The following is an 11,626-nucleotide window of genomic DNA, read 5'->3' on the forward strand; positions in this document are numbered from 1 at the left end:
CTGGCCGTGCTGCGTGAGCGGGTCGTGAGGGCCGTGACCTCCCTTCCCCTCGGGCCCGTCGAGGCCGCTGGGTCGGGCGACATGATCGGCCGCACCACGCATGACGTCGACAGGGTCAGCTTCTTCATCGAGGGCGCCGTGAGTCGGCTGTTCATGACGGTCCTGACGATTGCCGCGACCCTCGTTGCGATCTTTGTGGCGAATCCTTTGCTCGGCGGGGTCGTGGTGTTGACCGCTGCGCCGATCTTTTTCACGGTTCGCTTCTACGTCCGGCGCGGTGTGCCGGCGTATCTTGCGGCTTCGGCGATCAGCGCGGGAATGTCCGGCGTCGCGTCGGAGACCGTGGAGCAGTCGACCACCGCCGACGCCATGCGGCTGGGGCGGGTGCGCGCCGAACGGATGGACACGCTCATTTACGAGTACTGGCGCAACGAGGTCTACACCGGCTGGCTTCGGATGCTGTTCATCGTCATGAATCAGCTTGTCACCTATCTTCCCGTGGTCACCGGCCTTGCATTCGGCGGGTACATGATCGGAATCGGCCAAACGACGTACGGGACAGTCACAGCGATCGTCCTGTACGCGTCCCAGCTGCGCTATCCTCTGTGGACGTTCAGCTGGTGGGCCGACGAGTTCCAGTTCGCGATGGCCGCCCTTGCGAGGATCTTCGGCGTCGAAGAGGCGAGCGAAACGGACGCCGACGAAGAGTCAGGGGAGAGCGGGGGCGTCCGAAAGGTGAGTGCAGGCAGCGTGCGTGACACGGGCGAAAGCGGCGCCGGTGCAAGCGGCGCGCACGACACGGGCGAAAGCGGCCGTGAAGCCCGTGAAGAGCCAAGCGCCGTCCGAGTCTCCGGCGCTGTCGCAGAGGCGGAGGCGGCGGGACCGGATTCCTCCGGCGGGTTCGACGCCGCCCTGCACATCGAAGACGTGCATTTTGCCTACCGCGAGGGCCAGGACGTGTTGCACGGCGTGACGTTGGACGTCGACGGCGGGGAGACTGTCGCGATCGTCGGGCCCTCCGGCGCCGGAAAATCGACGTTGGGGCGCTTGATCGCCGGAATCAACGCACCCGCGGCGGGGTCTGTGCGCATCGGACGGGCCGAAGTGTCCTCGATGCCGGAATCTGCCCTCCACACCGCCGTGGCCATGGTCACCCAGGAGCACCACGTGTTCCTCGGCAGCCTCGCCCACAATATGCGCTTGGCCAAGCGCGATGCGACGGACGAAGAGATTCGGAGCGCGCTGGAGGCGGTTGAGGCGACGTGGGTCGACGATCTGGAAGACGGCCTCGAGACGAAGATCGGGTCGGGAGGGCTCGCCTTGACGCCGCCGCAGGCCCAGCAACTGGCCCTCGCCCGCATCGTTCTGCTCGATCCGGCGGTGCTGGTGCTCGACGAGGCGACCTCTCAGCTCAATCCGACGGAGGCTCGCTCGCTTGAGCGCGCGCTCGGCAGGGTCCTCAAGGGACGCACCGTCGTCTCGATCGCGCACAGGCTGTACACCGCGCACGACGCCGACAGGGTCGCCGTCATGATCGACGGCCGCGTCGCCGAATACGGCAGCCACGACGAGCTGACGGCCCGCGGCGGCGAGTACGCCGCGCTGTGGAACGCCTGGCAAAGCGACTGAAAGGCCCGGCAACGGCCCGGCAAAGCAGTCAAAACCTGGTCGCCAGCATGAAGGGGCCCTCGACAGAGGGCCCCTTCATGCTGCCCTTGGCTATTGCCTGCAGGCGTCTATTTTGGCAACGCTTGCCGTCACTGCTCCCTTGCCTGCAGCTCAATCGTGTTCTCGATGACCTGCGTGGGGGCGACTCCGGGAAGATAAGCGTCGCCGACCATGATTGCGGGGGTGCCGCTGAGTCCCAGGCTCTGGGCGAGCTGCTGTTCCGCAGAGGCTTCTCGCGCGACTTCGGGCGAAACGTAGTCGGCCTCGAATTTGGCCATGTCCAGCCCGACCTTCTCCGCCACGGTCCGGACCGACGCGTCGGTGTAGTGGGCGTGGTCCTGAGGGGAGGCCAGGTCTTTGTAGGCCGCGTCGGCGAACTCGAACAGCTTTCCCTGTTTCGCCGCGGCCAGCGTGGCGCGAGCCGGCTTGTCGGAACCGTACTGCTCGAAAATCACGAAGTTGTGCCACACCAGCTGGACTTTCCCGGATTTGGCCAGTTCTTCGAGCCTCGCCATGGATTGGGCGTGAAACTTCGCGCACATCGGACACGAGAAATCTGTGAAAAGGTGGATCTTGACTTTCGCGTCGGCGGGGCCGAGCGTGCGGCCGGTGTCCGCGTAGGTCGGGATCTTGGATATGAGTTTGCGGCTCTCCTCGGAGACCGAGGGGATGTAGTCGTCCGTCGTCAGCCCTTTGGCCTTCGCTGCGGCCCTTTCTTTCTGCTGGAAGCTGTCGGGCAAAGGCTGGCTCGACGACGCCTTGGCGCTGGCCCGTGAGCTTTCGGCGTTTGCCGTCGTGTCGCCCTTCGCCCTGAGCATCATGAACGAAACTGCGAGGGCGACGACCGCCAGCGAAGCGACGGCAGCGATAGCCCATCCCGGCACCCCTTTGCTCGTTTTGACCGCAGAAAGGGAATTTGCCGAGTTCAGGGCGTTCAGCCCGACGCCCGGAAGCTCGCGATTCGGCGGCGAGCCGGATCCGCCCGGGCTTTGGAAGCCGCTTGGGTCCGGGGAATCGAGCGGACTGGACGAGCCGGAGGGACGCGAATTGTCCGCTGCGCTGTTCTGGGGCGTGTCGGGTCGGTTCATCGTCAGTCCTCCACCCAGCCTTCGAGGGCTTGCATGTACCCTTCGGCGTCGGCGTCCTCGAATATGTTGAAGACGACGAGCTCGATCACGTCCGTCCCGTGGTACTGGAGCCACTGGTTGACCGTGTCGAGGGCGATGTGGGTCGCCTCCTCGAAGGGGAAGTTGTTGCGGCCTGTTGAAAGCGCGCAGAAGCTGACGTTGTGGATGTCGCCCTTTTCCAGGGCGAGGTCGAGGCACGAGGTGTAGCAGGCGGCGAGCTTTTCGCGGTCTTCGTCCGTGACCTCGCCTCCGTTGAGGTGGGGGCCGAGCGTGTGGAGGACGTATCGGGCGGGAAGGCGATACCCGCGGGTGAGGACGGCGTCGCCCACCTCCTGATCCTTGCCTTGGATCTCGCGGATCACGGAGCAGTCGTTGCGAATCCATGGGCCGCCCTGCCCTTGAATGTAGTTGTCGATGCACGGATGCAGGGGGTCCTTGCATCCCAAGAGATTCGGCATGGCGGCGTTGACGACGGCGTCGGCGGCCAACTCGCGGACGTCTCCTCGCCACATTGCCACGTTGCGAGCCGAACCGTAGTCGGACGCGGGCATCATGTCGGAGATCCGCATGAGGTTTTCCGCGGTCGTGCGGCCCATGTGCGCCGAATGGCGGTAAAGGAGAAGGTTGATCGCGTCGGTGACTTCGTCGTCGATCGGCTCCGGGCCTCGAAGGACCAGCTCGTGGCGCAAAGCGAAGGCCAGCTCTTTCTGGGGGAAAATCGAAAGGTCGGGATCGATGCCCGGATAACGGCGGTTTTTCAGGCCTCCCAAAGCCACTCGCAGAAGATCCAGATTGGAGCGGGGGTCGTCCACGGGTGTGGGGAAAGGTTCGTCTAGCCGAATCGCCTCGCGATATGCGGACAGGGGCAGCATGTTTCTCCTTCGCTGATCGCCAACGCAATCAATTTACCGTTCAGAGCTGGGAAAAGCACGAGGGCGAAGGGCGGGTGCGCCTTTGCGCCTCGCCGCGGGCTATGCGTTTGCGACCGCCAAGCCCCGGGTACCCTATTGGCATGGCCGAATGGATGACAATCGGCGAGCTCGCCGAGGAATGCCGCGCAGACGTCTACGCTCTGCGCGAAGCGTTGGAGCTGCTTGGGCTTTTCGACGTCGGCGAGCCCACTCCGCTCGCGGTCAGGCACTCGCTCGCCACGCCCGAAGTCGACGACGGCGGCCGTGCGATCTCGCTTTGGCACGCAGACGCGGTCACTCTGGCCAAAGCCGTCCTTTCCGGGGGGCTGTCCGGCGATGCGTCGGCGTCGTGCGACCCGTTCGACTCCGAGGGCGCCGAACCCGAAGGCATTCAGGGCGATCTCTTCGACGTCGAAGAAGAAATCGAAACTGCCGGAGGGGAAGACGCAGGCGGGCCGGCCGCCGGTGGGAAGGGCGGAACGGCTGCGCCGAAGGAAGCCGCGGGAAACGCGGGCGCGGGGCCGATCGGAAGAATCGTCGAAGGCTTCGATGCGATCGTCGCCACAGACGGGGCCTGCTCTGGCAATCCCGGGCCGGGCGGATGGGCATGGGTTGAGCAGGTGACCGGCGAGCGCGACTGCGGAGGGGCTGCGCATACGACCAATAACGCAATGGAACTGACGGCGCTCGTGCGTGCGCTCGAGCATGTGGGGCCCCAACCGGACCTGCTCATGCGCATCGACTCGCAATACGCCATCAAGGCCATGACGGTGTGGGCGAAGACGTGGAGGCGGAAGGGCTGGCGCAAGTCCGACGGCGCGCCCGTCGCCAATCGGGATCTCGTGGAGCGGCTTTTGGAGCTTTACGAGGGCAGGCAGGGCAGAACCGAGGTCGAGTGGGTGAAAGGGCATTCGGGCGACGCCGCGAACGAGCTCGTCGATTCCATGGCCGCCGCGCAGGCGGCGAGGCATCGGCGCTGAGGGTCTTGCGCCGGCGCCGCCGGCATTGGACATCGCCGAGGGCGTGGGCGCCGGACGCCGCTGCAGACCAGCGCCTCACAAAGAAGACGAGCGCCTTGCGAAGAGACGAGCCCCTCACAAAGCAAAGCGCCTGGCTTGCGGCGGCTGTTCGCCTTCGCCGAGTGCCGCGGCCGCCTCAAGTATCGCTTCGGCGAACACTTTCGGCGACTGGGCGCCGACGAGCATCACGCGTGCGCCGACGACCGTGAGGGGAAGCCCGCGGATCCGCAGCCGTTTGGCGTCCGCAATGTCCCGATCGACGGCGGCCTCCCACTCGCCGAGCTCCAGACGTCTCTCGAGGGTCGGCAGGTCCGACGGCGCAAGCCCCGCGATCCGGCCAAGCATCCTCGGAGAAGGTTCAACAGGGCCCCTTAGAAAGGGGCCCTGATCGGCGTCCAAGACGCTTTGATCGGCCTGGCCGCGGCCGTTTGGGGGAGCGTCGTCGGCTTGGGCGAGCTTGCCGGTCTCCACGCCCTTTCCGAGCCGGAATTCACTTCCGGTCTGAACGGCGGCCTGGGCGAGGCTATCGGCTGGAGTCCCAGAGTCCGAGACGTTGTCGAACCCTAGGAACCAGTCGTCTAGGCGGATCGCTGCTTCGAGGGCCCGGCGAGCGCCGTCGGCCGGGTCTTCCGCGCCTTCTCGAACGGCGTGGACGATGCGATGCGCCAGGCGGCGCAGGGGTTGTGAAGGCGGGCGGAGAAGCCTTTCCTTCGCGACGGGGATTTCCTCGCTCGCAGCGACAGCCGCAATGGCCTCCGCGTTCGCCTCGGGCAAAGGACTGCATGAAGAGAGAAACGAGTGGACCTCGACGACGACTTCGGGGAGAGCGGCGTCGGAGGCGGAGCCGTGAGCCTCGTCGCGTCCCGCGCCAGCGAAGTCGTGCCCTGCACGTGAGAAGCTGCGCCGTGCAGCACGTGCGAGGTCGATTCCCCGCGCTAGGCGATCGAGCCCGATTCTGCTCCATGGGTCGGCGACGTCGTGCCAGACGTCGATCAGCAGGCAGGCGCTCACGGCGAAAGCGCATCGACGGCGCGGCGACGCAGATCGGTCAAGGCTCCGCCAACGGATCCAGGATTGTCAGATTGTTCAAAGTTCAAGTCTGGTCAGAGCTCCCGTCTTGCGAAAGACTTCGCCCCTAAAACGACGACGACAATCATGAGCACAAGGCTCGTAGCGAAGGGAACGGCGATCGCCGCGGCCCCCACAGCCTTTCCTTCGGCAAACGACGAAGGCAGGGTCAGGAGACCGGCAGGCGAACTCTCCGCGATGGGCTCGAATGCTGAACCGATCATTGTCAGGAGCAAGGAGCCCACTCCGATTCCGGCGGCTGCGAGGGTCGAGCCTGTCAGAGACGACATGGCGACTGTCACAGCGAGAAAGAAGCATGCGCAAGCGAACCAGGTTGCGGTCGCCGCCGCGAGAGGGGCGAGGGGGGCTTTTCTGTAAAAGCCGAATGTCGCCGCCCACACAACCGCCATTCCTGCGAGAGACGCGGATGCGAGCACGGCGATTCTGGCCACGAGGGCCGCAAGGGGCTGTGAAGCGCGCGAAACCGGACGCACGGCCAACAGTTGGGCGCGGCCGCTGGAGACTAGGGAGGACGTGGCCCCCGCTCCGGTGAAAATGACGACGAACATGACCGTTTGCGCCAGATTCTTGGTCCACTGATTGTAAGCTTCGTGCCAATTCGGCTCGGGCATGGCTTTGCGAACGGCTTCGCCCATAATCGATCCGACAATGTCCGGGGCGAATCTCGAAAGGACTACGGACATCGCGCCGAAGAGGCAAAGGACAGTCGGCAGGACGTAGCGGTGCCACGTTCTCCAAACCGCGTAGAGCTCATGTTTGCACAGAATCGAGAAGCCGGTCATTTTCCCTCCGTCAAAGCTGTGAATACGTCCTCGAGACTCGGTTCCAGCGGCGTGAGCGCAGAGAGGTCCCACCCTCCGCGGGCCATCAGCGCAGGAAGGGCGCGGGCGGCCGCCGAAGGGTCGGAAACGACCACGATGAAGTCGGCACCCTCTCGGCGAACTCCGGCGCACCAAGGTTCTGCATTGAGGGCCTGGGCCAGCGGGTCGCCTCCCCCGGAGACGAGGAGCAGGGAATGGTCCCCCGCGCGCTCGCGCAGACCCGAAATTGTGGATGCGGCGACCGCCTTTCCTTCACGCAGGACGACGGCGTGGGTGCACACCCGCTGCACCTCTTCCAAATTGTGCGAGGACAAGATGACCGTCGCATGTTCGGCCAGTCGGGCGATGAGCCGGAGGACGGCCCGCCTGCCCGCCGGATCCAGGGCCGACGTCGGCTCGTCGAGGACGATGAGGTCGGGATTGCCGACCAGCGCCTGCGCAAGGCCTAAACGCTGACGCATGCCGCGCGAGTAGCCTCCGATGCGCTGGCTCACCCCCGCCAACTCGGCCAGATCGAGCAAGGATGCGATCCGACCGCGCCGTTCGACCGCCGGCACCCCGGCCAAATCTGCGCTGGCCTCCAAGTATTCGCGGGCGCTCATCCACGCGGGATAGGCGGGGACGTCGGGAAGGTATCCGAGTCGTCGCCGCACAGCCAGGCTTCCCGCCGGATCGCCGAGAATGCGGACGTCGCCTGCATCCGCGCGAGCAAGGCCCAGGAGGATGCGGATTGTCGTCGTCTTCCCGGCTCCATTGGGACCCAAGAGCGCGCAAACCGAACCCGCCGGGATTTGAAAGCTCACATCGTCCAAAGCCAGTTTCTCGCCGAAAGCCCTTGTGACATTGCGGAACTCAACGGCGCTGCCTGCCGGCGCCCCGGTTTTCATGCTCGCCGGCATGAATGCCCGCATGGAAGGGCCGCCGCCCGCCGGAAAGGCTCCGGCTTCATCGACATTTTCGCGGTCTTTAGCGATTTCGTCGCCTCCGATCGGCCGCTTGTCGCCGTGTTCAGCCTGAGAGGCCCACGCTCGTTCGCGTTTCTGCCAGGCCGTGCTTTGGCGGCGGGCGATGAGAAAGGCGATCGGCCCGGCAGTCGAGACGAAGAGGCAAATGAGAAGCCAGGCGGTCTTTCCCGGCTGCGGCATCGACTCCGCATCCGTGCGGCACCAGACCGTCAAGGCCGTCGCCATAAGAAGGAAACTGAGAGCTATAAGCGCAATGATGAGTTTCTGCACTCCCGGGGACAATTCGCTCCAGGAGACCGAGGCTCCGATTGCCGCGATCTTACCCATCCTGCTTCTCCTCGAACTGCCCGTGGACCCGTCCGTGAACCCGGGCAAGGCCCGCCCGCGTGGCAAAGAGCAGGGTTCCGCCTTCGACTGCGAGGACGAGGCCGATGCTCAACGGAAAATAGATTGGATGGACGCGCCCTTTCTTCTGGACGAACGAAGACCCGGCGGTAAGAAGAAAGGCCGTGTTCGCGGCCAAAGCCTGAGAGCTCTGCATGAGCAGGTCCGCGCGACTCGGCGTGGGGGCGACCAAAGAAAAAAGGCTCACCAAAGAACTGAAGCCGGCTATTGCGAGGCCTCCCGCCTTCGACGACCAAGTTTTTTTCACCCTTCCGTTCAAGCCGATCCTCACGGGTATGCGCAAACGCCGCCGGTGGGCGAGCATGCCGACGGCGGCGGTCGCCGCCGTCAGGGCTAACGGCCCCCACCGCAGAGCGCCGATGACGCGTTGCGGAATTGCCTCGAGCACCGCTGGATCGACGTCATCCTCGCGAAGCAATCCCAGTTTGACGGCGATCGCTCCCAGATTGAGGTCTGTGGAGTTCAGTCGCAAGATCGAACAGGAGGGCCTTTGCTTGTCGGCGAAGAGCTTCGGATTGTCGGGGCTCCATATCGTCGCGCGCTGCGCGTCCTCCGATCCGGCGAGGGCGTCGGAGATCTCCTGCGCGAGGGAGGCCGGCGAGCCGAAGGATTCGGGCCGAATTCCCTCCGATATCAATTCGTCGACCTCGGTGAGCACCGCCTCCCGGCGTTTGACGGGAATGTTCGCTTCGGCGAGTTTGCGCGCCAGCTCTTCGAGGAATTCGTCTTCGAGCGATGTGTCACTGCGAGTCATCAGCGTCTCCTAGTATCGAGTTCATGGCCGTGGCCAGAGTCCGCCACGCTGCGGTTTGCGCGACGAGGGCTTTCCGCCCTTTTGCCGTGATGCTGTAGTACTTGCGCGGAGGGCCGCCGCGCACGGAGGGCTCCCACGTGGCAGCGACTCGCCCCGCACGGGCCAGCCGCGTCAGCATTGGGTAGACGGTTCCCGGATTTGCGGCCAACCCCTCGATCTCAGCAAGCGCCGAAATGATTTGAGCGCCGTACATGGGCGCGGGCGCGAGCATTGCCAGAGCTGCCAGTTCCAGGACGCCTTTGCGCAGCTGGGTCGCCTCATCGGCCATCGTTCTGTCCCTCCTTTGCGGGCAATGCCAGTATATAGGCATAACCCACTAGTTTGCAATGCAGAGTAGAAATCGGCCTCGCCGAGCCGCCCGCGCCCTCAGATTCGCGCTTGAATGCGGGCGGTCGCCGACAGCGGCGCGGGCGCCGTGGGAATGAATGTGTCTTGCGGCATGAATGCGGGGCCTCCTCGGACGGCCGCCTCGAATGTGGACAGTCGCCCCCGTCCGGGCTCGCTCGGGTAGGCTAGAGCCCATGCCAGCACCGATCGCCAAGAAGATTCCGACGTCGCGGACGTTCCACGGAGATTCCTACGTCGATAACTACGAATGGCTGCGCGACAAGAAGAGCTACGACGTGCTCGCCCTCCTGGAAGCGGAGAACGAGTGGACGGCGGAACGCACCGCCCACCTTGAGCCGTTGCAGGAGGAAATCGTCCGCGAGATCGCTTCGCGAACGAAAGAGGACGACACCTCGATTCCTGTCAGGAGAGGCCGGTGGTGGTACGTCACGCGCACATGGGAGGGCAAGCAGTACCCCGCCACCTACAGAATCCCCGTGGACCCTGAGGATCCGGCTCGCCGTCCGGCCGTCGACGGGAGGGAGCTCCTCGTATGGGACGGCAACAGCCTGGCCGAAGGGGAGGAGTTTTTCGGCGTGTCGAGTTTCGCCCCGTCGCCCGACGGGCGTTTGGGAGCTTTGGGCGTCGATTTCACCGGAGACGAGCACTTTCGGCTGCGCGTCTTCGACGTCGAGACGGGCGCGGTGGTCGACGACGCCGTCGACGGCCTCGGGTACGGCCTGGCGTGGACGGCCGACTCAAAGGCGATCGTCTACTCGCGCGTCGACGACTCGTGGCGCCAATGGCAGATCTGGCTCCACAGAGTCGGCTCCCCGACGTGGGAGGACCGGCTGCTCTTCCAGGAAAACGACGGGCGTTTCAACGTCGGCCACTGGCCTTCCCGCGACGGGCGCTGGATCGTCGTCCACTCGTCGTCGGCTTTGACCGCCGAGGCGCTTCTCTACGACGTCGCCGACATCGACGCTCCGCCGATCGTCGTGTGCCCGCGGCGCCAGGGGCTCGACTACTCCGTGGAGCCCGCTGAAGACCTGCTCCTGATCGTCCACAATGCCAATGTCGCCGACTTCGAAGTCGCGTACGCCCCGATCGGTCAGTCGGGGCCGGAAGAATGGACTCCCCTTCTCACGCCCGGGGCCGGCGAACGGGTTCTCGGAGTCGATGCTTTTCGCGACTTCGCAGTGATTTCCATGCGTTCAGGGGGCCAGCCCCAGCTGCGGTCCATGCTGCGAACGGGGGCGCATGAATCCTCTGGCGCAGCGGGCCGGCCGCCCAAATCGGCCGATCGGTCGCCGGATGCCCCTGACGGCGGGGAGGGGCCCGAATCGGCCCGGACGGCGGAGGCAGGAGCTCAGTCGCCCGCAGAGGAACGGAAAGAAGCGGAATCCTCGCCGTGGTCGGCCCCGGTCGTCGTCCCATCGGAGGACCTCTCCTCCATCGAAGTGGACGAGAATTGCGTGTGGGAGGCGAGCGACGTCGTGTATTCCCTCCAATCCGTCCTGACGCCGCCGACCCAGTTTTCTTACTCCCCGGCGACGGGCGAGACGAAGCTTCTCAAAGAGCTCGAAGTTCCGAACTACGACCGTTCGGCCTACGCCCAGGAAGGGGTGTGGGTCGAGGCCGACGACGGCGCGCTCGTGCCGATGACGGTCGTCCACCGAGTCGACGTCGCCCCGGACGGCGAGAATCCCGGATACATCTACGGATACGGCTCGTACGAGGTCTCACTGGACCCGGTGTTCAGAGCCTCGTACATCTCAATTCTGCAGCGCGGAGCCGTGGTCGCCTTCGCCCACCCGCGCGGAGGCGGCGAGATGGGGCGGGCGTGGTATGAGAACGGCCGCCTGCTCAAGAAGCGCAACACTTTCACAGATTTCATCGCCTGCGCCCGCTGGCTTCGCACGTCCGGCTGGGTGGCCGAGGGCCGCCTGGCTGCCGAAGGGCGGTCCGCCGGCGGGCTGCTCATGGGGGCCGTCGCCAACCTGGCGCCAAGCGAGTTCAGGGCGATCCACGCCGGAGTGCCTTTCGTCGACACCCTCACCACCATCCTCAAGCCAGAGCTGCCGCTGACGGTGGGGGAATGGGAAGAGTGGGGCAATCCGATCGAATCGCAAGAAGTCTACAGGTACATGCAGACGTATTCGCCCACCGAGAACGTCGGCAGGCGCGAATATCCGGCCGTTCTTGCCACCACCTCGCTCAACGACGTCCGCGTCTTTTACGTCGAGCCGACGAAGTGGATCCAAATTCTGCGCGAGCGGGCCACGAACGACCCGATGGCGCGCCCGATTCTCGAGAAGATCGAGATGGTTGCCGGCCACGGAGGCAAATCCGGGCGTTACGACGCCTGGCGTGAGCGCGCCTTCGAAATCGCCTGGATGCTCGATCAGATCGACGCAGGATGAGCTTGCGGCGGTCTCGCATCGAGGCAGGGCGACGCAGAAGGCAAATCTTCGCAGTTG

The 11,626-nt window shown here is 65.2% G+C and carries 10 protein-coding genes; 3 read left to right on the forward strand and 7 right to left on the reverse strand.

Annotated features, from left to right (window positions below; all coding sequences use genetic code 11):
* Positions 1–1,629, forward strand: a 1,629-nt coding sequence (locus tag ACO48X_RS04835; protein WP_485000993.1) for an ABC transporter ATP-binding protein, incomplete at its 5' end; no start/stop codon positions are given.
* A 128-nt stretch (positions 1,630–1,757) separates the two neighbouring features.
* Here ACO48X_RS04835 and ACO48X_RS04840 read toward each other — a convergent pair.
* A complete protein-coding gene (locus ACO48X_RS04840; protein WP_485000994.1) occupies positions 1,758–2,756 on the reverse strand; it encodes a DsbA family protein in 999 nt (332 codons plus the stop codon).
* A 2-nt stretch (positions 2,757–2,758) separates the two neighbouring features.
* Positions 2,759–3,667: a macro domain-containing protein gene (locus ACO48X_RS04845; RefSeq protein WP_485000995.1), complete on the reverse strand. Its 909-nt coding sequence runs from the start codon at positions 3,665–3,667 to the stop codon at positions 2,759–2,761.
* A gap of 140 nt (positions 3,668–3,807) precedes the next feature.
* Here ACO48X_RS04845 and ACO48X_RS04850 point away from each other — a divergent pair, with 140 nt between their 5' ends.
* Complete coding sequence (locus ACO48X_RS04850) at positions 3,808–4,686, forward strand: ribonuclease H family protein (RefSeq protein ID WP_485000996.1); 879 nt, start codon at positions 3,808–3,810, stop codon at positions 4,684–4,686.
* Positions 4,687–4,800: 114 nt separating this feature from the next.
* Here ACO48X_RS04850 and ACO48X_RS04855 read toward each other — a convergent pair whose 3' ends face one another.
* The 5 genes from ACO48X_RS04855 to ACO48X_RS04875 form a co-directional block, all read right to left on the reverse strand.
* Positions 4,801–5,736: a hypothetical protein gene (locus tag ACO48X_RS04855; RefSeq protein WP_485000997.1), complete on the reverse strand. Its 936-nt coding sequence runs from the start codon at positions 5,734–5,736 to the stop codon at positions 4,801–4,803.
* A gap of 92 nt (positions 5,737–5,828) precedes the next feature.
* Positions 5,829–6,596, reverse strand: coding sequence for a hypothetical protein (locus ACO48X_RS04860; protein ID WP_485000998.1), 768 nt, complete (start codon positions 6,594–6,596; stop codon positions 5,829–5,831).
* A complete protein-coding gene (locus ACO48X_RS04865) occupies positions 6,593–7,927 on the reverse strand; it encodes an ABC transporter ATP-binding protein (RefSeq protein WP_485000999.1) in 1,335 nt (444 codons plus the stop codon). Before ACO48X_RS04865 ends, ACO48X_RS04860 begins: the two co-directional genes overlap by 4 nt.
* Positions 7,920–8,759 (reverse strand): hypothetical protein, encoded by an 840-nt coding sequence (locus ACO48X_RS04870; protein ID WP_485001000.1) that lies wholly within the window; start codon positions 8,757–8,759, stop codon positions 7,920–7,922. The genes ACO48X_RS04865 and ACO48X_RS04870 overlap by 8 nt, the downstream gene beginning before the upstream one ends.
* Positions 8,746–9,087 carry a PadR family transcriptional regulator gene (locus tag ACO48X_RS04875; RefSeq protein ID WP_485001001.1) on the reverse strand — a complete coding sequence of 114 codons (342 nt, stop codon included), beginning with the start codon at positions 9,085–9,087 and terminating at the stop codon, positions 8,746–8,748. Before ACO48X_RS04875 ends, ACO48X_RS04870 begins: the two co-directional genes overlap by 14 nt.
* Before the next feature lie 253 nt (positions 9,088–9,340).
* On the opposite strand from ACO48X_RS04875, the gene ACO48X_RS04880 reads away from it, so the two are divergent.
* Complete coding sequence (locus ACO48X_RS04880; protein ID WP_485001002.1) at positions 9,341–11,569, forward strand: S9 family peptidase; 2,229 nt, start codon at positions 9,341–9,343, stop codon at positions 11,567–11,569.
* The last annotated feature ends 57 nt before the right edge of the window (positions 11,570–11,626 follow it).

Source organism: Peptidiphaga sp., from assembly GCF_057238965.1.